Consider the following 23,415-nt stretch of genomic DNA (forward strand, 5'->3'; position numbering starts at 1 on the left):
CCGCACACGAGGTTCACCGTGGAAAAACTGCAAACCGCTGCCACCGTGCTGATCGTCCCCGGCCTGCGCGACCATGTCGCCGAGCACTGGCAGACCCTGCTCGCAAGCCGCCTGGCCAAGGTGCGCAGCGTACCGCCGCTGCAGGTCGACGGCCTGTGCTGCATGGCCCGGGTCGGGGCGATCCAGCGCGAACTGGACCAGATCGAGGGTGAAGTGATTCTGGTGGCGCACAGCGCCGGCGTACTGATGGTCGCCCACTGGGCGGCGCGCCACAGGCGGCCGATCAAGGGGGCATTGCTGGCGGCGCCACCCGACCTGAACGCGCAATGGCCGGCCCACTACCCAAGCCCGGCCAGCCTGGCCGAGCACGGCTGGACGCCATTACCCCAGCAGCCGCTGCCGTTTCCCAGCATTGTCGCGGCCAGCAGTAACGATCACCTGGCCAGCTTTGCCGCAGCCAGCACCCTGGCTCAAGGCTGGGGGAGCGAACTGGTCGCACTGGGGGCCGTCGGCCACCTCAACCCGGCCTCCGGCTTTGGCCCTTGGCCGCAGGCCGAGGTTTTCATCCAGCGACTGGACCAGCCCAACCTGCAATAAGCGCATGGACGCCCCAGCCACGCTCGCAAAAGACGAGCGGCGTAAAAAACAATAACAATACGTGGAGCCATCGTAATGCCAGAACACCGCATTCACCGTGCTGTGAAACCACAGCGCTGCCTGCTCGCTTGCGCCATCGGCCTGCTCACGCTGCCCGCTGCCCAGGCGTTCGAAGTCGATACCGGCAATGAAAACTGGGCCGTGCGCTTCGACAACACCCTCAAGTACAACTATGGCGTGCGCACCGAAAGCGCCGACAAGCGCATGCTGGGCACGCCCAACAGCAACGACGGTGACTACAACTTCCGCAAGGCGGGTACCAACATCACCAACCGGGTCGACTTGCTGACTGAACTGGACGTGGTCTACCAGGGCAACACCGGGTTCCGCGTCAGCACCGCCAGCTGGTACGACAAGGCCTACGACAACACCGGTTCGAACAGCAATCCGTTCGTCAACGGCAACGGTGACCAGTCCGGCATCAACCCCAGCCTCAATGGCCTGCCCGGCACCGGTGTGCCGTTGGGCAGCCCGCACCTGAGCAACTACGCCCAGCGATACTACAGCGGCCCGTCCGGTGAAGTGCTGGATGCCTTCGTGTTCTTCAGCCGTGAAGTCGGCGAGGCCTCGCAGGTCAGTGCCAAGCTCGGCCAGCACAATCTGTTCTGGGGCGAAACCCTGCTCAACCCGGTGCACTCGTTGAGCTATGGCCAGTCGGGCCTCGACCTGGCCAAGCTGGCCGCCTCGCCGGGCACCGAGGCGAAGGAGCTGTTCGTGCCGCGCAACCAGCTGTCGACCTCGTTCCTGGTCAACTCTGAACTGACCCTGGGCGCCCAGTACTTCTTCGACTGGGACGCCGCCCGCTTGCCCGAAGCCGGAACCTACTACGGTGGCTCGGACGTGGTAGGCGAGGGCGCCCAAAGCTTCCTGCTCGGCCACACCGGTACCCCAGGGTTGATCCCGGTACGCGGCGCGCTGACCACCATCCGCCGTGGCCACGACCTGAAACCGGGCAAGAGTGGCGACTGGGGCATCATGGCCAAATGGTCACCCGAATGGCTCGGCGGCACCCTCGGTTTCTACTACCGCAAAACTTCCGAGATCCTCCCGCAGGCCTGGCTCGACACGCGCGGCATGACCGTCGCCAACGGCCCGTTCGGCAACCCGCCGGGCAGCCGCCAGGGTGCGGTCGGCAACCTGTACAACTCGCTGCAAAGCACGACTTACCAGTTCGCCTATTCCGACGACATCGACATCTATGGCCTGAGCCTGTCCAAGGATGTAGGCGGCATCAGTGTCGGCAGTGACCTGAACATCCGCCACAACATGCCGCTTGCGAGCATCCCGGCAATCGTCAGCGCCCCCGGCCAGGGTGGCCTGGGCGGCGGCTTCGGCCTGCTGCCGGCACGCCTGCCCGCCAGCGGCGTGATCTATGACGTGCCCAAGGATGGCGACAGCCTGAGCGCCACCGGCGATACCCTGCACTGGACCTTGAACGGCCTGATGACCATTGGCGATACGCCGCTGTTCGATTCGGCAACCCTGCTTGGCGAACTGTTCTACAGCAACCTGCTCAAGCTCGATAGCCACAACGAGGCCTTGTACAAGGGCAAGAGCAGCTACCACGGCATCGACAAGGCCACCCGCGACAACTGGGGCATCGCTGTCAACTTCACCCCGACCTGGTACCAGGTGCTGCCGGGCATGGACCTGAGCATGCCGCTGTCGGTAAACGTCGGCCTCGACGGCGTGTCGCCGGTGCAGGGCGGCGGCGCCGAGAACACCGGCAACTATGCGGTGGGTGTGAGCGCCGCGATCTACAACCAGTACTTCGTCGACCTCAAGTACGTCGACAGTTTCGGTGAGACCAAGGCCTGCAAGGACGGCCAGACCGACGGCAGCACCCCCAACGCCCTGGACGGCGAACAGGATTACACCTGCTACGGCGGCGGTTATGCCTCCTTCTCCGGCGGTGGTGCCACCACCGAGGACCGTGGCGCCCTGTACCTGACCGTCAAGACGACCTTCTGAGTCATGTTTCCTACAGCCTACACAGGAAGACAACCATCATGAATTTCGTACGTACCCTGCTGGCCTCGTGCCTGTCACTGGCCGCGCTGAACGCTGCCCAGGCCGCCGTCTCCACTGACCAGGCCGCGCGCCTGGGCAGCAGCCTGACTGCCATCGGCGCGGAAAAGGCCGGCAATGCCGATGGCTCGATCCCGGCCTACCAGGGCGGCCTGCAGACCCCGCCAGCCAGCTACCAGAGCGGCGCCAGCATGCGCCCAGACCCGTTCGCCAGCGACAAGCCGCTGCTGGTCATTGATGCCAGCAACGCCGAGCAGTACAAGAGCCAGCTGACTGCCACCACCCTGGAACTGCTCAAGCGCTACCCCAGCTACCGCGTCGATGTGTACCCGACCCACCGTAGCGTGGCGCTGCCGCAAGCAGTACTCGACAACACCCGCAAGAACGCCACGGCAGCCAACAGCAAGGAGGGTGGCACCGCGGTGGACAACGTGCTGCCGGGCATCCCGTTCCCGATTCCGCAGAACGGTGCCGAGGCCATGTGGAACTTCCTGCTGCGCTACCAGGGCGTGAGCATGACCGCCAAGTACGACTCGTGGAACGTCGATGCCGCCGGCAAGCCATCGCTGTCGACCACCGGCCAGGCCAATATCAGCTACCCGATCTACGAGGACATGGCCAAGCCGATTGGCGCCAAGGACACCTACTACCAGATGAAGCTGGTGTACACCGGGCCCGCCCGCCGTGCCGGCGAAGCGATGATGCTGCGCGATGCTGCCAACCCGCTGGTGCAGCCACGCAGCGCCTGGCAGTACCTGCCGGGCCAGCGCCGGGTCAAGCTGGCACCGAACCTGGCCTACGACACGCCCAACCCGGGCACCTCGGGTTCGGGTACCTACGATGACGTGTTCGTCTTCAACGGCGCGCTGGACCGCTACGACTGGACCCTGGTCGGCAAACAGGAAATGTACGTGCCATACAACACTTACCAGCTCACCTACAACACCGACGTCAAGCAGGTGATCACACCCAACCACCTGGCGCCGCAGTTCGTGCGCTGGGAGAAGCACCGGGTGTGGGTGGTGGAAGGCAAGCTCAAGGACGGCGCGCGGCACATCTACCACAAGCGCCGCTTCTACCTCGACGAAGATAGCTGGATCGCCCTGGCTTCGGACCAGTACGACGCGCGCGGCCAGTTGTACCGCGGCTCGTTCGCCTTCCTCACCCAGAGCTACGACAAACAGACCCCCGACGCCACGCCGTTCATGATCTACGACCTGATCGGCGGCACCTACAACCTCAATGGCGTGGTCGGAGCCTACGGCGGCATCCGCTACATCGACCCGCTGTCGAAAACCCAATGGTCGCCCGAGTCGCTGGCCGGCAACGGCATTCGCTGAACGCACACAGCAGAGGTGGCAATGTCTGTCTTCAAACGATGCAGCGTGGTAGTTCTGGCCTTGGCCGCGCTGCAGGGCGCGGCTCACGCGGCACCCTTCACCGATGTGCTGGACTTGCCCGCGATGCCCAGCGCCCTGGTCGCCAGCAGCGCCTTGCGCGATGTAACCCTGGCCGGGCAGCGCCTGGTCGCGGTTGGCCCACGTGGGCACATCCTGTACTCCGACGACCACGGCGTGCACTGGCAGCAGGCCCAGGTGCCGGTCAGTGCCGACCTGAATGCCGTGAGCTTTGCTACGCCTGAACTGGGCTGGGCAGTTGGCCACGATGGCGTGGTGCTGCACAGCCGCGATGGCGGAGTGCACTGGCAGAAGCAGCTCGATGGCCGGGTGCTGGCTGAACAACTGCCGGGTACGGGCAGCGACAATGCCTTGCTCGACGTGTGGTTCAGCGATGCCCGCAATGGCTATGCGGTCGGCGTGTTCAACCTGCTGTTGCGCACCGTTGACGGCGGCGAGCACTGGCAGCCTTGGCTCGACCACAGCGATAACCCGCAAGGCCTGCACCTGACCAGCCTGGCCGCAGTGGGTGACGAGCTGTACATCACCGGCGAGCAAGGCCTGCTGCTGAAGCAGGACGGCGAACGCTTCAGCCGCGTCGAAACACCTTACGCCGGCACACTGTTCGGTGCTGTCGGCAAGCCCGGTGTGCTGCTGGTCTACGGCCTGCGTGGGCATGCCTACCGCAGCACCGATAGCGGCCGGCAGTGGCAACCGGTCAGCACTGGTGTGAACACCAGCCTCACCGCCGCCGGTGTCGACCGTGACGGCCAGCTGTGGCTGGCCAGTCAGGCTGGCGACCTGCTGCTAAGCCGGGATGACGGCGCCAGCTTCAGCCCGGTGCCGCAAGGCGCCCGTGGCCCGGTGACTGCGCTCGCCACCGATACCGGCAATGGCCTGGTTCTGGTCGGCGAGCGGGGCGTGCGCAACCAGCCTGGCAACCCCACGCTGCACCCATAACAAGAGAAGACCCCGATGGCCGCTACCCGCCAAGACACCCTGCCGGTAATCCGCAACCTCGACGATTTCGACCCACGCTCAGGCAATGCCCTGGAGCGCCTGGTGTTCAACCATCGCCTGCCGTTCCTGCTGTGCATGCTGCTGGCGACCCTGGTGCTGGGCTACATGGCGCTGACCCGCCTGGAGCTGCGCCCCAGTTTCGACAAGATGCTGCCGCAGAGCCACCCCTACATCCAGAACTACCTGGAAAACCGCCCATCGCTGCGCGGCCTGGGCAACGCAGTGCGGGTGGTGGTGGAGAACACCCAGGGCGACATCTTCGACCCCGGCTACCTGCAGACCCTGCGCCACATCAACGACGAGCTGTTCCTCAGCCAGGGCGTGGACCGGGCCTGGGTGAAGTCGCTGTGGAGCCCGGCGGTGCGCTGGACCGAGGTGACCGAGGAGGGCTTCCAGGGCGGCCCGGTGATGCCCGACGGCTACCAGGGCGCGGCGGCTGACATTGAGCAACTGCGGCAGAACATCGAGCGCGCCAACATCGTCGGCAGCCTGGTGGCGCGCGACTTCAAGTCGAGCATGCTGGTCGTGCCGTTGCTCGACCAGGACTCGGCCACCGGCAAAGGCCTCGACTACCACGCCTTCTCGCAAAAGCTCGAACAACTGCGCAGCCAGTACCAGGCCAGCGGCCAGTACCGCATCCATGTGATCGGCTTCGCCAAACTGATGGGGGACCTGATCGACGGGCTGATCCAGGTGATGGCGTTCTTCGCCCTGGCGGTGCTGACCAGCCTGCTGATCATCTATTGCTATACCCGTTGCGTGCGCAGCACCTTGCTGGTGGTGCTGTGTTCGCTGACTGCGGTGGTGTGGCAGCTGGGCATCGTCGCCTGGCTGGGCTACGCCATCGACCCGTATTCGATCCTGGTGCCGTTCCTGATCTTCGCCATCGGCGTATCCCACGCGGCGCAGAAGATGAACGGCATCCTTCAGGACATCGGCCGTGGCACCCATCGCCAGGTGGCCGCGCGCTATACCTTCCGCCGCCTGTTCGTGGCCGGGGTGACTGCGCTGCTGGCCGATGCGGTGGGTTTTGCCGTACTGATGCTGATCGACATCCCGGTGATCCAGGACCTGGCCATCACCGCCAGCATCGGCGTGGCCGTACTGATCTTCACTTCGCTGCTGTTGATGCCGGTGGCGCTGTCGTATGTAGGGGTTGGCCGCAAGGCGGCCGAGCGGGCCTTGTACATCGACGCCCGCGCAGCGCAGCACCGTGGCTTTGGCCGACTGTGGGACCTGCTCGACCGCTTCACCGAACGCAAATGGGCCAGCGCCGCACTGCTGGCGGCCCTGGCCCTGGGCGCCCTTGGCATCTGGGGCAGCCTGCAATTGAAAATCGGCGATCTCGACAGCGGCGCCCCCGAGCTGCGCTCGGATTCGCGCTACAACCTCGACAACGCCTACATCACCCAGCACTACGCGCTGTCCAGCGATACCTTCGCGGTGATGGTCAAGACCGCGCCGGAAGGCTGCCTGCAATACCAGACACTGGTCCTCGCCGACCGTCTGGCCTGGGAACTGCAGCAATTGCCGGGGGTGCAGACCACAGTGTCGCTGGCCAACGCCGTGCGCCAGATCACCGCCGGCACCTACGAAGGCAACCCGCGCCTGAACAGCCTGCAGCGCAACCAGGACGTGCTCAACTACGCCGCCCAGCAGGCCTCGGTCAACGCCCCGGAACTGTTCAACAACGACTGCTCGCTGATGCCGGTCATCGCCTACCTCAAGGATCACCGCGCCGACACCCTGGCCCAGGTGGCCGCGGTGGCCGAACGTTTTGCCCAGGCCAACAGCAACGCCGACCACCAGTTCTTGCTGGCCGCCGGTAGCGCCGGTATCGAAGCCGCCACCAATGTGGTGGTCCGCGAGGCCAACCACCGCATGCTGTTGCTGGTGTACCTGGCGGTCACCCTGTTCTGCCTGTTCACCTTCCGCAGCTGGCGCGCCACGCTGGTGGCGATCCTGCCACTGATGCTCACCTCGGTGCTGTGCGAGGCGTTGATGGTGGCCATGGGCATTGGCGTGAAGGTCGCCACCCTGCCGGTAATCGCCCTGGGCGTTGGCATTGGCGTGGACTACGCGCTGTACCTGCTCAGCGTGCAGCTGCATTACCAGCGCGCCGGGCTGAGCCTGGCCCAGGCCTACCAGAAGGCCGTGGCCTTCACCGGCCGAGTGGTGGGGCTGGTCGGCATCACCTTGGCGGCCGGCGTGGTGGGCTGGGCCTGGTCGCCGATCAAGTTCCAGGCCGACATGGGCCTGCTGCTGACCTTCATGTTCCTGTGGAACATGCTCGGCGCGCTGGTGCTGATCCCGGCGTTGTCGCATTTCCTCCTGCGTGGCCAGACCGCCCCGGCGCCTGCCGAGGCCCAGGCCACGTCGCTTTCGCAAACCCAAGAAACCGAGTGCTCGCCTCATGTCTGATTACCTTCCGCCACTGCGCGACATGGATTTTCTGTTCAACGAAGTGTTCGACATCCCGGCCTGGTGGGCGCAAACGCCCGCCCTGGCCGAGCAGGTCGATGGCGAAACTGCCCGGGCGGTGCTCGAACAGGCCGGCAAGCTGATTGCCGAGGTGGTGGCGCCGCTCAACCGCAGTGGCGACGAGCAAGGCTGCCGCTGGGAGGCCGGCAAGGTGCGTACCCCCGATGGCTTCGCCGATGCTTACCGGGCATTTGCCGCCGATGGCTGGGTCGGCGTGGCCGGTGCCCCGGAGTACGGCGGCATGGGCATGCCGAAAGTGATCGGTGCCCAGCTTGAGGAAATGCTCAATGCCGCCAACCTGTCGTTCGGCCTGTACCCGATGCTGACCGCCGGGGCCTGCCTGGCGCTGCTCAACCATGCCAGCGAGCCGTTGAAGGCGCAGTACCTGCCGCCCATGTACCAAGGGCGCTGGACCGGTTCGATGTGCCTGACCGAGCCGCACGCCGGCACCGACCTGGGCTTGATCCGCACCCGCGCCGAGCCGGTGGCCGATGGCCGCTACCGCATCAGCGGGACCAAGATCTTCATCACTGGCGGTGAGCAGGACCTGACCGAGAACATCATCCACCTGGTGCTGGCGCGGCTACCGGATGCACCCGCCGGGGCCAAGGGCATTTCGCTGTTTCTGGTGCCCAAGGTGCTGGTCGACGCTGACGGCGTGCTGGGTGAGGCCAATGCAGTGAGTTGCGGTTCGATCGAGCACAAGATGGGCATCAAGGCCTCGGCCACCTGTGTGATGAACTTCGACGGCGCCTTCGGTTACCTGGTCGGCGAGCCGAACAAGGGCCTCAACGCCATGTTCACCATGATGAACTACGAGCGCCTGGGTGTGGGTATCCAGGGCCTGGCCCTGGGCGAACGTTCCTACCAGGGCGCTATCGCCTATGCCCGTGATCGCCAGCAGGGCCGTGCGCCGAGCGGCGCCGAAGCACCTGGGCAGAGTGCTGATCCGATCATCGTCCACCCGGACGTGCGGCGCATGCTGCTGACCATGAAGGCGCTGAACGAAGGCGGGCGGGCTTTTTCCACCTATGTGGCGCTGCAACTGGACCTGGCCAGGTACAGCGAGGCCCCGGTCGCGCGCGCGCAAGCCGAGGCCAAGGTCGCGCTACTGACGCCGGTGGCCAAGGCCTTCCTCACCGACATGGGGCTGGAGACCACCGTGCACGGCCAACAGGTGCTGGGTGGCCATGGCTATATCCGTGAGTGGGGCCAGGAGCAGCTGATCCGCGACTGCCGCATCACCCAGATCTACGAAGGCACCAATGGCATCCAGGCCCTCGACCTGGTGGGGCGTAAACTGTTCGCCGATGGCGGCGAGGCGTATCGCTGCGTGTCCCACGAAATTACTGCCTTTGCCGAGGTGCTGCCCGCGGCGTGCGCGGAGTTCGGCGCGCCGCTGCTGGCTGCAGTGCGCAACCTGGACGAACTGACCGCGTGGTTGCTCGATCGGGCCCAGGGCAACCCGCGTGAGCTGGGCGCCGCGGCGGTGGAGTACCTTCAGGTATTTGGCTACACCTTCTACGCCTACCTGTGGGCACGCATGGCCTTGGTTTGCCAGTGTCATGCGGCTCCGGAGCCGTTCCACCTGAGCAAGCTGGGCACCGCGCGTTTCTACTTTGCCCGCCTGCTGCCACGCATTCATTCGCTGAGCGCCAGTGTGAAGGCCGGTAGCGACAGCCTGTACCTGCTCGAGGCCGGGCAACTGTGAAGGCCGCCGACATGATCACCACTCGCATCATGCCCGCGGCGGAGCAGGCTTACGCCTATCCGCTGCTGATCAAGCGCCTGCTGCTGTCGGGCGTGCGCTACCAGCCCAACCAGGAAATCGTCTACGCCGACAAGCTGCGCTACACCTACACCACCTTGCTCGAACGCATCCAGCGGCTGGCCAACGTGCTGACCGCCGCCGGGGTCAAGCCAGGTGACACGGTAGCCTTGCTCGACTGGGACAGCCACCGGGCGCTGGAGTGCTTCTTTGCCGTGCCGATGCTGGGCGCGGTGCTGCACACGGTTAACGTGCGGCTGTCCACCGAGCAGGTGCGCTACACCATGAACCATGCCGAGGACTGCCTGGTGCTGGTGCATGACGACTTCCTGCCGTTGATGGCGCAGCTACGCGATGAGTTGCCGACGGTCGAGGGTTTCATCCGCCTCAGCGATGGCGGCCACGCAGCGCAGGCCGTGCCGTTGCTCGGCGAGTACGAAGCGTTGCTGGCGGCCGCCGAGCCACAGTTCGACTTCGCCGATTTCGACGAGCATTCGCTGGCCACGCTGTTCTACACCAGCGGTACCACCGGCAACCCCAAAGGCGTGTACTTCAGCCACCGGCAACTGGTGCTGCATACCCTGGTCGAGCAAGGCACCCTGGCGGCCTGCGGCGAAGTGCCGCTGCTACGCAGCGGCGACGTCTACATGCCTATCACACCCATGTTCCACGTGCATGCCTGGGGCGTGCCCTACGTGGCCACGGCGCTGGGCATCAAGCAAGTCTACCCCGGGCGCTACGAGCCCAATCGCCTGGTGCGTCTGTACCGTGACGAGGGCGTCACGTTCTCCCATTGCGTGCCCACGGTGCTGCAGATGATGCTGGACAGCGAGGAAGGGCGGTGCGGCGACCTGCGCGGCTGGAAGATGCTGCTGGGCGGCAGTGCCCTGACCCTGGGCCTGGCGCAGCGTGCCAGCGAGCGTGGTATCAGCGTGCACTGCGGCTACGGCATGTCGGAAAGTTGCCCGCTGCTGAGCATCACCCACCTGAGCGCCGAGCTGTTGGCACTGCCCATGGCGCAGCAGCTGCCGCTGCGTATCGATGCCGGTGTGCCGATTGCCCTGGTAGACCTGCGCATCGTCGATGCTGAAGGCAATGATGTGCCACATGATGGTGAAAGCCAGGGCGAGATCGTGGTGCGTGCGCCTTGGCTGACGCAGGGCTATCTGCACGAACCGGAGCAGGGCGCCGCGTTGTGGCTGGGGGGCTGGATGCACACCGGCGACCTGGCCTGCATCGACCCGGCGGGTGTGCTGCGGATTCGTGACCGGATCAAGGATGTGATCAAGACCGGTGGCGAGTGGGTCAGCTCGGTGGCGCTGGAGAACCTGATCAGCCAGCACCCGGCTGTCGCTTCGGTAGCAGTGATAGGCATCCCGGACCCGCAGTGGGGGTGAACAACCGTTGGCCTTGGTGGTTCGTCGTGACGGCATGCTGTTCGACCAGGCGGCATTGGCCGGGCACCTGCAGCCGTTTGTCGACAGCGGGCACCTGAACAAATGGGCGATACCGCGGCAGCTGCGTTGCGTGGACGAGATCCCCAAGACCAGCGTTGGCAAGATCGACAAGAAACGGATCCGGCAGGCATTTCTCTGAATGCTGGCAGAACCGGCTGATGGACACCTGTGGGAGCGGGCATGCCCGCGAAGCAGGCGACGCGGTGGATGGCACCGCCTACGCCGGTGTTCGCGGGCGCGCCCGCTCCCACAGGCCGGTTGCGCGATTACCTGAGCAAGAAAGCGGATGCAGCCAGGGCTGTGGATGCGTACAGTAGATTGATCGCAACCTGGCAGGAGCCTGTTATGTCCAGCGCATTCACTTTAATGCAGTCGCCCGTCGGCACCTTGACCCTGGTGGCACGTGGCGAGTGCCTGGCTGCCGTACTCTGGGAAGAGGAGCGGGAAAACCGTGTGCGCCTTGGCGCCATGCACCGTGACGACCAGTGCCCGGTGCTGCTGGAAACCGCCCGCCAGCTCGGCGAGTACTTTGCCGGCAATCGTCAGCGTTTCGAACTGGCGCTGGATTTTGCCGGCACCCAATTCCAGCGCCAGGTGTGGGCCGCGCTGTTGGCGATACCGTTCGGTGAGACCCGCAGCTACAGCGACATCGCCCGGCAGATCGGCAACCCCAGCGCGGTGCGTGCGGTAGGCGCCGCCAATGGCCGCAACCCGATCTCGATCATCGCCCCGTGTCATCGGGTGATCGGCGCTTCGGGCAGCCTGACCGGCTTTGCTGGCGGCCTGGCGGCAAAGCAGTACCTGCTGGCGCTGGAGGGCCGGCAAAGCTTGGCACTGGATCTGTAGGTGTCAACAGAACCAGCTGGCGGCCAGGCAGACCAGCAGGGCCAACGCCGAGCCGGCCATCAGGGTGTACTGCCGATGGGCCCGGCGCGCATGTGGCTTGACTGCACGCAGATACTCGCCGGGTGTCGGCGCATCAGGCCGGTGGCGCAAACCCTCGGCTATTTCGGCCAGTTGCCCCTGAATCAGCAGGCCCGTCAGGTAGTAGGTACAGGCATAGCTCAGCAACGCCAGGAACAGATAGATCATGCCGGGTGCGGGGCCAGGGGCACCGCCATGGCACTGGCGTTGGCGGTGTCCAGCACGATCAGCCCTTCGCTGTGATCATCCAGGCTGGCCAGCAAGCGCCCCTGGCTGTCCCAGGCCGCCGAGCCGCCGGCGCCAATGAAGGTGTCGGCCGGCCCCACGCAGTTGGCCAGCAACACCGGCATGCCCAGCTCGCGCGCCACCTCGGGGTAGTGCAGGTACCCCTCGCGGATGCCCTTGGCAGTTTTCGCCACGCTGACCAGGTACAGGTCGGCACCGTGTTCCCGCGCTGCGGCCGCATGCGCCATGAACATCGATTCGTAGCAGATTGCAGGCGCTACCCGGTGCGTCCCCACCTGTAGCAGCAAGGCTTGGTCGCCAGGGGTGAACCAAGGCAGTTCATCATCATGCAGGCGCCGTTTGGCATAGGCCTGGCGCGGTGCCCCGGGGCTGAAGATCGGCATGCCAATGCGGATGCCATCGGGCGATGGCAGTGGCAGGCCGACGGCGGCAGTGATACCCAACCGGTCGCAGGCTGCCTGCAACGGGTCCAGTTGCGCCGAACTGACTGGCAGGGCGGCCTGGCGCGCGATGCTTGGCTCATAGCCGCTCAGCGACAGTTCGGGGAACACCACCAGTTCGGCGCCCAGGGCCGCGGCTTGCTCGATGCAGGCCAGGTGGCGTTGGAGGTTGGCGTGTACATCGCCCTTGAGCGACGCCAGTTGCACGGCGCACAGTTTCATGAAAACCCTTCCCTGGTACAGGTTGAAGAGCCGAGCATACTACCGGCAGCAACACCTGTTCCAGTGAAGGGATTTTCAGGATGCCGGATGGGCGGCGAAGCGCTGGCGGAACCAGTCGTTGAGCATGGCCTTCTCGGCATACAGGCGGTCGCTGCTACTGGCGACCCGGCCCGGGCGGCTGAGGTACATCTTGTCGCTGACCCGCTCCTGCGCCTGCTGGTCGGGTTTGCCCGGTTGGCTGAGGGTGTAGCTGAGGTCGATGGTCGGCCAGGTGATTTCGCGCATGAAGCGTACATCGTAGGCCTGGCTGTGCCAGGGCTCGAAGCGCCCGGCCAGGTCGATGTCGCGGATGTCGATGAGCAGTTGCTGGCCGGGTTGCAGGTAGCGTTGGCCAAGCTTCTGCAGGTATTGGGCCAGGGTGTTCATTACATAGGCGTCGGCGCCACGCTCGTAGCCGTGGCTGTCGAGGCTTGCATCGCGGAATTTTTCCGGGTGGTCGAAACGCACCTCGACCTGCGCGGCCGGGGTACCTTGTGCCATGCTGTCCAGTGACAGCGCCATCAGCACGGCACACACGAGGGCAGTACGCATGATGCACCTCCGGGGCAGATTGCGTGTGCTTCCATTTTACCCCTGGCATGGCGCTACAGCAGAGGAAGATTGCAATGGCACGGTTTCGGCGTCTGATCGCCAATCTGCGGGGACGTGACCTGGCGGTGGGCGATATCCATGGTCACTTCCAGCGCCTGCAGCAATGCCTGGGTGCGGTGGGGTTTGATCCGGCCGTGGACCGGCTGTTCAGCGTGGGTGACCTGGTCGACCGTGGCCCGGACAGCGAGGCGGCGCTGGAATGGCTGGCGCAGCCCTGGTTCCATGCCGTACAGGGTAATCATGAGGCCCTGGCAATTACCCGGGTACGTGGCGGGCGGCTCGACCTGGACATGTATCGCGCCGCTGGCGGTGGCTGGTTTCTCGACCTGCCGCGGACCCGGCAGTTGCGTTTCGTGGAGCGCTTCGAGCAGTTGCCGATTGCGATAGAGGTTGAAAGTGCGGCGGGCCTGGTAGGCCTGCTGCACGCCGACAGCCCCTATGCCGATTGGACGGTGCTGAGGACCTGGCTGGAGCTGGATGACGACCCCAAGGTAAGGGAAGTGTGCCAATGGTCACGGCGGCGGCTGAAAGTAGGCGATACCCAGCCCGTGCAGGGCCTGCGAGCCTTGTTGGTGGGCCATACGCCGGTGCTGGAAGCCAAGCTGCTGGGCAACGTCTGGCACCTGGACACCGGGGGCTGGGCCAGCGGCCATTTCACCTTGATGGACATGCGGACCCTGCAACTGGTCAGCCCCAGGCCAGGTGAAACAATAGCGCCGCAGCCAATAGCACCAGCATGACCCCCGAGGCCCGCTCCAGCCACGGCAGACAGCGAGCGAAGCGCCGCAGCACCAGCGGGTTGCCGATGGCCACCGCTACCAGCAGGTCCCACAGCAGCACGATGCTGAACATCCACAGGGCGTAGGTTGCCTTCCAGCCAATGCTGGCGTTGGCGACCATGCTGACCAGGCTGGCATAGAACAGCGCGTTCTTGGGGTTGAGGATGCCGGACAGGAACCCCATGCCCAATCCTCGCCACCACCCTTGGGCGGTTTGCTCGCCAACGACGGAGCCCAGGCTGTTTTGCCCGGCATGGCGCAGGAACAGAGTGCCGATGTACAGCAGGTAGCCGGCGCCGGCCAGTTGCAGAAGGGTGAACAGCAGGCTGCCTTCCTGTAGTACCGAAAGCCCGGTGAAAGCCATGGCGATGAACAGGCCATTGGCCAGGGCGATGCCCAGGCAGGCGCCGCTGGCAACCCGCCAGCCACTGCTGACCGAGGTGCGCGCGACCAGGAAGAAGTCCGGGCCGGGTGAGAGCAGGGCGAGGAAGTGGGCAAGTGCGATGATCAGGAATTGTTGCATGGGCGGGGCGGCTCTGAGGGAAAAACCGCAGTCTGCTGCCGGGCCAGGCAGGCGTATTGAAGAATATTGCAAATCCCGAATGCTGGCTCGGTCTCTGGATCGGCCTTGTGTCGCGATGGGCTGCGCAGCAGCCCCGGCAATATCTGCTGCGGAGCTGGGAATTTGGGGCTGCTGCGCAGCCCATCGCGACACAAGGCCGCTCCTACAGGGATCGCGCAGGTCTTCAGTCTCCTCGGTACTGCCCCGGCGTCACCCCCACATGGGCTTTGAACACCCGCTGGAAATGGCTCTGGTCGGCAAAGCCGAGCTGGTAGGCCACCTCTGCCAGCGCCTGCCCTTCACCCAGTAGCTGCCGGCCACGGGCGACCCGGGCGTTGAGCAGATAGGCATGCGGTGTAAACCCGGTAGCGGCACGAAACGCCCGGATCAACTGATAACGCCCAAGCCCGGCCTCCCGCGCCAGTACCTCCAGGCTCAACTGCGCCGGGTCCTGGCCTTCGACCCGCGCGATCAGCCCGCTCAAGGCCGTCGCCGGCAAAGCCGGTGCCGCCGCCAGTGGCGGCTGCGCGGAAAAGTCCAGGTCCCCCAGAAAAGCAATCAGCGCCGCATCCTTCTCGCTGTGGCTGGCACTGGAAAACAGCAAGTTGTTCAGCTCGCAGAACTGCGTATACACCAGTGGATCCCGACAAATACGCGCCGGTTCACCAGCCTGCGCACCGCCCGGGCCCGACTCCAGGCGCAGCTGTGCCAGCCAGTCGGCATCCACATGCAGCATCTGATAGCTCCACGCCTGCCCGGGCTCGGGGTTGCAGGCATGTACCCGGCGGGCCGGGACCAGCACCAGCGTGCCGGGCGTCAGGCGTTGCTGGCCAGTGCCGGCACCGGTGAAATGACTGTGGCCGGCATCGACCACACCGATGGAAAACGTCGGGTGGCTGTGTGCCTTGTAGCAGGCGCGGCTATGGCAGGCGCGGCGGCTTTCGACATGCGGCAGGGCCGGGTCGCGCCACAGCGCGGCATGGGAGCGGGGCATCACTGGGTCCTCGGTATGCCCGGCAGCTTATCAGGCGCCGGGCACCCATACAGTTTTTTCCGCTGGCTGTAACTTGACCCCAAGGCACGGTAACCGCCGAAATAGGCGCTCGTTGCCAAAGGAAAAACAATAATGGACCTTTCAAGCCTGCTGCTTTTCATTCCGGCCTGCTTCGCCCTGAACATGGCACCGGGGCCGAACAACCTGCTGTCGCTGCACAATGCCAGCCGCTATGGCCTGCGTACGGCTTGCTTGGCCGGCGGCGGGCGCATCGTCGCCTTCAGCGGCATGATCGCCCTGGCGGCGATGGGCCTGGCCGTGGTGCTGCACACCAGTGAATATCTGTTCCTGGCGATCAAGGTGGTGGGCGCGGCGTATCTGTTCTACATCGCCTGGCAATTGTGGCGGGCACCGGTGGGCGAGGCTGTGGTGGCAAGCGATCACCCGCGCGGCACCTGGCGCCTGGCACGTCAGGAATTTTGGGTTGCCGCCGGCAACCCGAAGGCGATCCTGATCTTCACTGCGTTCCTGCCGCAGTTCGTCTCGGTCGGCAGCGCCACCCCGGTGAGCGAGCAGTTCCTCTGGCTGGGTGTACTGTTCCTGTTGCTGGAATGGGCTGCCATCGCCATCTACGCCGGCCTGGGAGCTTACATGCAGCGCTGGTTCAGCCAGCCCGGCCCGCGCCGGTTGTTCAACCGGGTCAGTGCCTCCTTGCTGGGCTGCGCCGGGCTCGGGCTGCTGGCTGCGCGGCGCTAGAACTGCGTACTCGGCACTTAGTCGCGGTAGAACGTCTGCACCAGGTGGTAGCCGAACTTGCTCTTGATCGGCCCGTGTACCACGCGCAGCGGCTTCTTGAAGATCACCTGGTCAATGGCGCCGACCATCTGCCCGGGGCGGATCTCACCCAGGTCGCCGCCGCGCTTGCCCGAAGGGCAGGTGGAGAATTTTTTTGCGAGCACGTCGAAAGCCTCGCCATTGGCGATGCGCTGCTTGAGCTTTTCGGCTTCGTCAGCGGTCTTGACCAGAATGTGGCGGGCTTGGGCTTTCATGAGGTTACCTGTGCTTCGGGGGGGCAAAAGGGGCGCATTATGCCTGACTCGGTCAGGTTGAGGCCATCGGGGCCGCCAGGCGGCCCAATCGCCGGCAAGCCAGCTCCCACAAGGACAGCGCCAACGCTTAGTTATGCGCTGTACCTGTGGGAGCTGGCTTGCCGGCGATTGGGCTGCGCAGCAGACCTGGGCAATCACACTGGCTAGCGCAGCTCCTCGCGATCGCGAAACTGCTCCAGCGCCTCGGGGTTGGCCAGGGCATCGGTGTTCTTCACCGGCAAGCCATGCACCACGTTGCGAATCGCCAACTCCACCAGCTTGCCGCTGATGGTACGCGGGATGTCATCGACCTGGGCGATCACCGCCGGTACATGGCGGGGCGTTGTGAACTGGCGGATCACCTGGCGGATGTGCTGGCGCAGGGCCTCATCCAGCTGCAGGCCGTCACGCAGGCGAACGAACAGCACCACCCGCACATCACCTTGCCAGTCCTGGCCGATGGCCACGCTTTCCAGCACCTGCTCGACCTTTTCCACCTGGCGGTAGATCTCCGCCGTGCCAATACGCACCCCGCCAGGGTTGAGCACGGCATCGGAGCGGCCATGAATCACCAGCCCGCCGTCGGCACGCTGCTCGGCATAGTCGCCCTGGGCCCACACCCCAGGGAACTGGCTGAAGTAGGCATCGTGGTAGCGGCTGCCGTCGGTATCCTTCCAGAACCCCAGCGGCATCGACGGGAAGTTGCGTGTGCACACCAGCTCGCCTTTTTCGCCCTGCACCGGCTGGCCATGCTCGTTCCATACCTCCACCGCCATGCCAAGGCCCTTGCACTGGATTTCGCCACGGCGCACTGGGAGGGTCGGGTTGCCCAGCACGAAACAGGAGACGATATCGGTGCCGCCGGACATCGACGCCAGGCACAGGTCGGCCTTGATCTTGCGGTACACATAGTCGTAGCTGTGTGGCGACAACGGCGAGCCGGTGGACAGCAGCAGGCGCAAGCTGGTCAGGCGGTGGCTTGCCGCGGGCTCCAGGCCCGCCTGCTCCAGCGCCGCCAGGTACTTGGCGCTGGTACCGAAGGCCTGGATGCCCTCGGCGTCGATCAGGTCCAGCAGCCGCTCGGGGCCGGGGTGGAAGGGCGAGCCGTCATACAGCACCAGCGTGGCGCCCACTGCCAGGCCGCTGGCCAGCCAGTTCCACATCATCCAGCCGCAGGTGGTGTAGTAGAACAGCACATCATCGGCCTTCAGGTCGTTGTGCAGGCCGTGTTCCTTCAGGTGCTGTAACAACACGCCGCCAGCGCGGTGGACGATGCACTTGGGCACGCCGGTGGTGCCGCTGGAATACAGGATGTACAGCGGGTGATCGAAAGGCAGCGGGGTGAAGCGGGGCTCGCCGCCAGGCTGATAGAACTCGTCCCACAGGCTGACATTCGCGGCCTGGAATTCGTCGACACGCGTTCCGCTGCGGGTGTGGGGTACCACGATCAGCTGTTCCAGCCCGGGCAGCTGCGCGCACACCTGGTTGACCTTGTCCACCTGGTCGATGTCTTTGCCGGCGTACTGGTACCCGGCGCAGGCGATCAGCAGCTTGGGTTCGATCTGGCCGAAACGGTCGATGATGCCGTGTACGCCAAACTCGGGCGAGGCGCTGGACCACACCGCACCGAGGCTGGTGCAGGCCAGCATGGCCACCAGCGTCTGCCAGGTATTGGGCATGATGGCGGCAACCCGGTCGCCGGGGACGATGCCGGCGGCCTTGAAGGCTGTTTGCAGGCCGGCTACCTGGACGGCCAGCTGGGCATGGGTGAACTGCTGGCGTTGCCCGTCTTCGCGCACGGCGACCAGGGCCGGGCGATCGTCACGGCGGCGCAGCAGGTGTTCGGCGAAGTTGAGGGTGGCGTTGGCGAACCACTGGGCATCGGGCATCTGCGGCCCCTCGCTGAGCACCTGGCTTGGCGGGGTATGCCAGTGAACGTGGAAATAGTCGGCAAGGGTTTGCCAGAAGGCAGGGCGCTGTTCGATGCTCCAGCGATGCAGTGCAGGGTAGTCGCCGAGTTGCAGGTTGTAGCGCAGGTTGACCCGGCGGCGGAAGGCATCCATCCGGCTGGCCTCGATCTGCGCCGTGGAGGGGCGCCAGAGCACATCGTTCATGCCGAACCTCCAGATGATCACTTGGATTCGAGGGCGCCTTCGCGGGCTCGCCCGCTCCCACAGGTACAGCGTAGATGTCCAGCCTGGTGATAGCCTGTGGGAGCGGGCGTGCCCGCGAAAAAGCCCCTGGCAGCAGGGGCTTGCGCGTTACTCTACTTTAGCCTTTTGCACGTCCTGCGACGCGCTCCAGACGCGGTAGCGCACTTCGACATCCTTGGGCACATACACCACCACCGGCAGCTTGCTGTTGTAGCGCAGCATGAAGCCTTCACCGACCACCGGCACGAAGGCCTCGGTCTTCTTGCCATCTGGGCAGGCCATCAGTGTGCTGGCCGGGCCGCTGACCTTGTCCAGGCGGTAGTAGCTATAGCCCCAGCCTTCCAGGGTACGTTCCTCCAGGCTGCCGCCCAGGCGCTGGCGATTGCAGTCTACCTTCAGGGTCTTGCCGGCGAGAATTTCCAGTTGATAGGCCGACTCGTCAGCCTGGGCCGGCAGGTGGATGACCTGCCGGGTGAAGCCTTTTTCCGCCTCGGGATAGGGCGCGACGTCCTTCAGGCTGGCTGCCATCGCGGGTGCGGCGGCAGCCAGGGTCAGGGCCAGGATCACGGTCATCGGGGTTGGGCGCATAGGGCCTCCTTGCAGATAAACGAATGCAAGACCGCCGCCAGGCCCAGGCCGCCCGTCACTGGGCCAACCAGCCACCATCGACGTTCCAGGCGGCACCGCGAACCTGGCTACCGGCCTCGCTGCACAGGAATAGTACCAGTTCACCCAAGTGTTCGGGGGTGACGAAGGCCAGCGATGGCTGTTTTTCTGCCAGCAGATCGTGCTGTGCTTGCAGTGGATCGCCACCGTTGGCAGCACGATCGTCGATCTGCTTCTGCACCAGCGGGGTCAGCACCCAGCCAGGGCAGATGGCATTGCAGGTAACGTTGCTGGTGGCGGTTTCCAGGCCTACCACCTTGGTCAGGCCGACCACGCCGTGCTTGGCCGCCACATAGGCCGCCTTGCCGGTGGAGCCGACCAGGCCATGCACCGAGGCGATGTTGATGATGCGCCCCCAGTTGCGCGTGCGCATGCCGGGCAGGGCCAGGCGCGTACCGTGGAACACGGCCGACAGGTTTAGGGCGATGATCTTGTCCCAGCTTTCCAGCGGAAACTGCTCCACCGGCGCCACGTGCTGGATACCGGCGTTGTTGACCAGGATGTCGACGCCGCCGAACTCGCGTGCGGCCAGGGCGAACAGCGCTTCGATCTGGCTCACGTCCGACAGGTCGGCCGGGTGATGGATTGCCTTCACCCCGTGCCGGGCGATCTCGGCCAGCGCCGGGGACGGGTCGCCAAAGCCGTTGAGCACGATGTTGGCGCCTGCACGGGCCAGCACCTGGGCAATGCCCAGGCCGATGCCGCTGGTGGAACCGGTGACCAGTGCGGTCTTGCCTTTTAGGGTCATGCAAAGCTCCTTAGACGATGCCCGTGGCGTAGAACGTGGCGATGACCACGAACACCGCCAGGGTCTTGATCAGGGTAATACCGAAAATGTCCTTGTAGGCCTCACGGTGGGTCAGCCCGGTCACGGCCAGCAGGGTGATGACTGCACCGTTGTGCGGCAGCGTGTCCATGCCACCACTGGCCATGGCGGCCACCCGATGCAGCACTTCGAGCGGGATGTTGGCGGCATTGGCGGCGGCGATGAAACTGTCGCCCATGGCCGCCAGGGCGATGCTCATGCCGCCCGAGGCAGAGCCGGTGATACCGGCCAGCAAGGTCACGGTGATGGCTTCGTTGACTAGCGGGTTGGGGATGCCGCGCAGGGCGTCGGCCAGTACCAGGAAGCCCGGCAGCGAGGCGATTACCGCGCCAAAACCGTATTCCGAGGCGGTGTTCATGGCCGCCAGCAAGGCACCGCCCACGGCGCTCTTGGTGCCTTCGGCCAGGCGGGCACGGATGGCGCCGAAGGCACACACCAGCACCATCAGGATGCCCACCAGCAACGCCGCCTGCACCGCCCAGATGGCTGTGAGCTTGGCCACATCGCTTTGCACCGGCGCGCTCATGCCGGGCAATTGCAGGCTGTGGCTGGGGCCGTACCACTGCGGAATCCATTGGGTGAACAGCAGGTTCATCACCCCGACCAGCAGCAGCGGCGACAGAGCCAGCCAGGGGTTGGGCAGGGCCAGGTCGGCAGCGGTTTCCGGTTCGTTGCGCAAGTCGCTGCCGTAGCCTTCACCGGCGCGCTGGGCCTTGTTGCGCTGGCGCTGCAGGTAGGCCATGCCGGCGCAGAATACGAACAGCGTGCCGATCAGGCCCAGCCAGGGTGCGGCCCAGGCGGTGGTGTTGAAGAAGGTGCTGGGGATGATGTTCTGGATCTGCGGGGTGCCGGGCAGGGCGTCCATGGTGAACGAGAACGCGCCCAAGGCAATGGTTGCCGGGATCAGGCGCTTGGGGATGTTGCTCTGGCGGAACATTTCGGCGGCAAACGGGTACACCGCGAAAACCACCACGAACAGCGACACGCCGCCGTAGGTGAGCAGGGCGCAGACCAGCACGATCACCAGCATCGCCTGGCGGGTGCCGAGCACACGGATGGCGGCGGCAACGATCGAGCGCGAGAAGCCGGACAGCTCGATGAGCTTGCCGAACACGGCGCCCAGCAGGAACACCGGGAAGTAGAGCTTGATGAAGCCGACCATTTTCTCCATGAACACCCCGGTGAATGCGGGGGCCACGGCGGACGGGTCGGTGAGCAGGACGGCGCCGAGGGCGGCGATGGGGGCGAAAAGGATTACGCTGTAGCCGCGATAGGCAGCCAGCATCAGCAGGGCCAGCGCGGCAAGGGCGATGAGCACGGTCATCGGGGTGGGTCTCCTGGGGTGAGTCTTGTTTTTATCGGTGAGCAGGAGATAGCGGAAAATCGTGCCAAACACTAACTAATTGATTTTTATGATTTATTTTCTTGTTATTGAAAATGTTGTCTACATTTTGAGACTGTAGGGGGCTGCTTTGCAGCCCATCGCCGGCAAGCCAGCTCCCACAGGATTACCCATAAGTCTGAAATCGGCGCATAACCTTGTGGGAGCTGGCTTGCCGGCGATCGAGGGCGAAGTCCTCGCAGCAATCTCAAATTAGAAACATCAGTCTCCAATTGGAGACGAAAGCCCCAGCGCCACCATCTTCTTGTACAAGGTCGATCGCCCCAATCCCAATGCCTGCGCGGCCTGCGGCACATTTCCCTCATGCTCGGCCAATGCCCCGGCAATCAACTTGCGCTCGAACTCAGCGCAGGCTTCGCGGTAGCTCTGCCGCACTGGCGCAGCCGCCACCGGGCTCAACGGCCCCAATGCCGCGCGCAAATCCGCCACCCCCAGCCGCGGCTGATCCGCCAGCAGCGTGGCCCGCTCCAGCACATTGCGCAGCTCGCGGATGTTCCCCGGCCATGCATGCCGCGCCAGTAACTGCTGCGCTTCGGCCTCCATCTCGTACTGGCTGCCCAGTTCGCCGAGGATGGCCTCGCACAGCGCCGGCAGGTCCTCCAGCCGTTGCCGCAGTGGCGGCACCTCGATCGGCAGCACATTCAGCCGGTAATACAGGTCGGCGCGGAATGCCCCGCGGGCGATGGCGGCCGGCAGGTCGATGGAAGTGGCGGCAATGATGCGCACATCACTGCGCAGCATCTGGTTCGAGCCTACCGGCTCGTATTCCTTCTCCTGCAACACCCGCAGCAGCTTGCTCTGCAGGGCCAGCGGCATATCGCCAATCTCGTCGAGGAACAGCGTGCCGCCTTCGGCCAGTTGCAGCTTGCCGCTGCGGCCCTTGCGGTCAGCCCCGGTAAAGGCGCCGGGGGCGGTGCCGAAGAACTCGGCTTCCAGCAGTGTCTCGGGGATTGCCGCACTGTTGATGCTGACAAACGCCTTGTGCGCCCGCGCCGAGGTCGCATGGATGGCATGGGCCAGCAGTTCCTTGCCGGTGCCGGTTTCACCCAGCAGCAACACCGGCGAATCACTGCTCGCGCCACGCCGGGCGCGGCGCTTGGCCTCCAGGCTGGCGGTGCTGCTGCCGACGAACTGGGCGAAGCTGTACCTGGCCTGGCGGGCACGCAGTTGCGAGCGGGTCGAGGCCAGCTCCTGCTGCATGCTGGAGTAGCGTTTAAGCAGCGGCGATAGGCTGCGCAACTCATCGAACAGGGCAAAGCCGATGGCGCCGATCAGCGCGCCCTGGTCGTCGTGGATGGGCAGGCGCATTACTACCAGCGGCTCGTTCGGGGTGTCGAGCATGTCCAGCAGGATCGGCCGGCCATTGCTCACCACCTCGCGCATCAGGCTGCCCGGGATCACCGCTTCGCAGGGTTGGCCGATGGCACTGGCGGCGTCGGCCAGGCCAAAGCGCCTGGCGTAACGTTCGTTCATCCAGACGATGCGCGCCTGGCGGTCGACAATCACCGTGCCTTCGCTGGACTGCTCGATGATCTCGAACAGCGAGCGGATCGCCAGTTGCCGCACCTGGGGGTAGTCCTTGAGGCTGTCGCTGTCGTGCATGGGTAAATTCCAAATCATTAAAAACAGTGCCGGCCTCTTCGCGTGCTTGCCC

The 23,415-nt window shown here is 65.1% G+C and carries 20 protein-coding genes and 1 pseudogene; 10 read left to right on the top strand and 11 right to left on the bottom strand.

Translation table 11 applies throughout. From position 1 onward, the window contains the following. Positions 1-18 precede the first annotated feature (18 nt). From QIY50_23110 to QIY50_23145, 8 genes and pseudogenes are all read left to right on the top strand, one after another. Positions 19-597 (top strand): alpha/beta hydrolase, encoded by a 579-nt coding sequence (locus QIY50_23110; protein ID WGV20147.1) that lies wholly within the window; start codon positions 19-21, stop codon positions 595-597. Between the two features lie 75 nt (positions 598-672). Next, positions 673-2,628, top strand: a complete 1,956-nt coding sequence (locus tag QIY50_23115; GenBank protein ID WGV20148.1) for a DUF1302 domain-containing protein — start codon at positions 673-675, stop codon at positions 2,626-2,628. A 38-nt stretch (positions 2,629-2,666) separates the two neighbouring features. Further along, positions 2,667-4,025 carry a DUF1329 domain-containing protein gene (locus QIY50_23120; protein WGV20149.1) on the top strand — a complete coding sequence of 453 codons (1,359 nt, stop codon included), beginning with the start codon at positions 2,667-2,669 and terminating at the stop codon, positions 4,023-4,025. 21 nt (positions 4,026-4,046) lie between these two features. After that, positions 4,047-5,042, top strand: a complete 996-nt coding sequence (locus QIY50_23125) for a YCF48-related protein (GenBank protein WGV20150.1) — start codon at positions 4,047-4,049, stop codon at positions 5,040-5,042. Between the two features lie 15 nt (positions 5,043-5,057). Further along, positions 5,058-7,523: an MMPL family transporter gene (locus QIY50_23130; GenBank protein WGV20151.1), complete on the top strand. Its 2,466-nt coding sequence runs from the start codon at positions 5,058-5,060 to the stop codon at positions 7,521-7,523. Next, entirely contained in the window at positions 7,516-9,294 is a 1,779-nt protein-coding gene (locus QIY50_23135; GenBank protein WGV20152.1) for an acyl-CoA dehydrogenase C-terminal domain-containing protein, read from the top strand. Before QIY50_23130 ends, QIY50_23135 begins: the two co-directional genes overlap by 8 nt. Positions 9,295-9,305: 11 nt before the next feature. Continuing rightward, positions 9,306-10,947: pseudogene (locus tag QIY50_23140) on the top strand (fatty acid--CoA ligase). A 206-nt stretch (positions 10,948-11,153) separates the two neighbouring features. Then, on the top strand, positions 11,154-11,654 hold the full coding sequence (locus QIY50_23145; protein WGV20153.1) for a methylated-DNA--[protein]-cysteine S-methyltransferase: 501 nt from the start codon (positions 11,154-11,156) through the stop codon (positions 11,652-11,654). Between the two features lie 3 nt (positions 11,655-11,657). Here the strand turns inward: QIY50_23145 and QIY50_23150 are convergent, their stop codons facing one another. From QIY50_23150 to QIY50_23160, 3 genes are all read right to left on the bottom strand, one after another. Beyond that, positions 11,658-11,900 carry a hypothetical protein gene (locus tag QIY50_23150; protein ID WGV20154.1) on the bottom strand — a complete coding sequence of 81 codons (243 nt, stop codon included), beginning with the start codon at positions 11,898-11,900 and terminating at the stop codon, positions 11,658-11,660. Next, complete coding sequence (locus tag QIY50_23155) at positions 11,897-12,640, bottom strand: carbon-nitrogen hydrolase family protein (GenBank protein ID WGV20155.1); 744 nt, start codon at positions 12,638-12,640, stop codon at positions 11,897-11,899. The genes QIY50_23150 and QIY50_23155 overlap by 4 nt, the downstream gene beginning before the upstream one ends. Before the next feature lie 75 nt (positions 12,641-12,715). Continuing rightward, complete coding sequence (locus QIY50_23160) at positions 12,716-13,231, bottom strand: DUF3016 domain-containing protein (GenBank protein ID WGV20156.1); 516 nt, start codon at positions 13,229-13,231, stop codon at positions 12,716-12,718. A 74-nt stretch (positions 13,232-13,305) separates the two neighbouring features. Between QIY50_23160 and QIY50_23165 the strand changes: the two genes are divergently transcribed. Next, positions 13,306-14,031 carry a metallophosphoesterase gene (locus tag QIY50_23165; GenBank protein ID WGV20157.1) on the top strand — a complete coding sequence of 242 codons (726 nt, stop codon included), beginning with the start codon at positions 13,306-13,308 and terminating at the stop codon, positions 14,029-14,031. Here QIY50_23165 and QIY50_23170 read toward each other — a convergent pair. Together QIY50_23170 and QIY50_23175 are read right to left on the bottom strand one after the other, a co-directional pair. After that, positions 13,979-14,593: a LysE family translocator gene (locus QIY50_23170; protein WGV20158.1), complete on the bottom strand. Its 615-nt coding sequence runs from the start codon at positions 14,591-14,593 to the stop codon at positions 13,979-13,981. The genes QIY50_23165 and QIY50_23170 overlap by 53 nt on opposite strands. A 223-nt stretch (positions 14,594-14,816) precedes the next feature. Continuing rightward, entirely contained in the window at positions 14,817-15,626 is an 810-nt protein-coding gene (locus QIY50_23175; GenBank protein WGV20159.1) for an AraC family transcriptional regulator, read from the bottom strand. Positions 15,627-15,758: 132 nt separating this feature from the next. Between QIY50_23175 and QIY50_23180 the strand changes: the two genes are divergently transcribed. Then, a complete protein-coding gene (locus QIY50_23180; protein WGV20160.1) occupies positions 15,759-16,382 on the top strand; it encodes a LysE family translocator in 624 nt (207 codons plus the stop codon). 17 nt (positions 16,383-16,399) lie between these two features. Here QIY50_23180 and QIY50_23185 read toward each other — a convergent pair whose 3' ends face one another. From QIY50_23185 to QIY50_23210, 6 genes are all read right to left on the bottom strand, one after another. Next, positions 16,400-16,675, bottom strand: coding sequence for a peptidylprolyl isomerase (locus tag QIY50_23185; GenBank protein WGV20161.1), 276 nt, complete (start codon positions 16,673-16,675; stop codon positions 16,400-16,402). Between the two features lie 203 nt (positions 16,676-16,878). Then, positions 16,879-18,828: an acetoacetate--CoA ligase gene (locus QIY50_23190; protein WGV20162.1), complete on the bottom strand. Its 1,950-nt coding sequence runs from the start codon at positions 18,826-18,828 to the stop codon at positions 16,879-16,881. A gap of 147 nt (positions 18,829-18,975) precedes the next feature. Beyond that, a complete protein-coding gene (gene eco, locus QIY50_23195) occupies positions 18,976-19,455 on the bottom strand; it encodes a serine protease inhibitor ecotin (GenBank protein ID WGV20163.1) in 480 nt (159 codons plus the stop codon). A 55-nt stretch (positions 19,456-19,510) separates the two neighbouring features. Next, a complete protein-coding gene (gene hbdH / locus QIY50_23200; protein ID WGV20164.1) occupies positions 19,511-20,281 on the bottom strand; it encodes a 3-hydroxybutyrate dehydrogenase in 771 nt (256 codons plus the stop codon). A 10-nt stretch (positions 20,282-20,291) separates the two neighbouring features. Next, a complete protein-coding gene (locus QIY50_23205; protein ID WGV20165.1) occupies positions 20,292-21,683 on the bottom strand; it encodes a GntP family permease in 1,392 nt (463 codons plus the stop codon). Between the two features lie 279 nt (positions 21,684-21,962). Next, positions 21,963-23,363 (bottom strand): sigma 54-interacting transcriptional regulator, encoded by a 1,401-nt coding sequence (locus QIY50_23210; protein ID WGV20166.1) that lies wholly within the window; start codon positions 23,361-23,363, stop codon positions 21,963-21,965. Positions 23,364-23,415: the final 52 nt, after the last annotated feature.

It is taken from the genome of Pseudomonas putida (genome assembly GCA_029953615.1).
Classification (GTDB): Bacteria; Pseudomonadota; Gammaproteobacteria; order Pseudomonadales; family Pseudomonadaceae; genus Aquipseudomonas.

Coding starts and splice junctions, on each gene's coding strand:
- QIY50_23210 (WGV20166.1), bottom strand. CDS start 23,363: ATGCACGACAGCGACAGCCTCAAGGACTACCCCCAGGTGCGGCAACTG.
- QIY50_23160 (WGV20156.1), bottom strand. CDS start 13,231: ATGCGTACTGCCCTCGTGTGTGCCGTGCTGATGGCGCTGTCACTGGAC.
- QIY50_23125 (WGV20150.1), top strand. CDS start 4,047: ATGTCTGTCTTCAAACGATGCAGCGTGGTAGTTCTGGCCTTGGCCGCG.
- QIY50_23165 (WGV20157.1), top strand. CDS start 13,306: ATGGCACGGTTTCGGCGTCTGATCGCCAATCTGCGGGGACGTGACCTG.
- QIY50_23155 (WGV20155.1), bottom strand. CDS start 12,640: ATGAAACTGTGCGCCGTGCAACTGGCGTCGCTCAAGGGCGATGTACAC.
- QIY50_23120 (WGV20149.1), top strand. CDS start 2,667: ATGAATTTCGTACGTACCCTGCTGGCCTCGTGCCTGTCACTGGCCGCG.
- QIY50_23180 (WGV20160.1), top strand. CDS start 15,759: ATGGACCTTTCAAGCCTGCTGCTTTTCATTCCGGCCTGCTTCGCCCTG.
- hbdH (WGV20164.1), bottom strand. CDS start 20,281: ATGACCCTAAAAGGCAAGACCGCACTGGTCACCGGTTCCACCAGCGGC.
- QIY50_23175 (WGV20159.1), bottom strand. CDS start 15,626: ATGCCCCGCTCCCATGCCGCGCTGTGGCGCGACCCGGCCCTGCCGCAT.
- QIY50_23150 (WGV20154.1), bottom strand. CDS start 11,900: ATGATCTATCTGTTCCTGGCGTTGCTGAGCTATGCCTGTACCTACTAC.
- QIY50_23130 (WGV20151.1), top strand. CDS start 5,058: ATGGCCGCTACCCGCCAAGACACCCTGCCGGTAATCCGCAACCTCGAC.
- QIY50_23145 (WGV20153.1), top strand. CDS start 11,154: ATGTCCAGCGCATTCACTTTAATGCAGTCGCCCGTCGGCACCTTGACC.
- eco (WGV20163.1), bottom strand. CDS start 19,455: ATGCGCCCAACCCCGATGACCGTGATCCTGGCCCTGACCCTGGCTGCC.
- QIY50_23185 (WGV20161.1), bottom strand. CDS start 16,675: ATGAAAGCCCAAGCCCGCCACATTCTGGTCAAGACCGCTGACGAAGCC.
- QIY50_23115 (WGV20148.1), top strand. CDS start 673: ATGCCAGAACACCGCATTCACCGTGCTGTGAAACCACAGCGCTGCCTG.
- QIY50_23205 (WGV20165.1), bottom strand. CDS start 21,683: ATGACCGTGCTCATCGCCCTTGCCGCGCTGGCCCTGCTGATGCTGGCT.
- QIY50_23170 (WGV20158.1), bottom strand. CDS start 14,593: ATGCAACAATTCCTGATCATCGCACTTGCCCACTTCCTCGCCCTGCTC.
- QIY50_23190 (WGV20162.1), bottom strand. CDS start 18,828: ATGAACGATGTGCTCTGGCGCCCCTCCACGGCGCAGATCGAGGCCAGC.
- QIY50_23135 (WGV20152.1), top strand. CDS start 7,516: ATGTCTGATTACCTTCCGCCACTGCGCGACATGGATTTTCTGTTCAAC.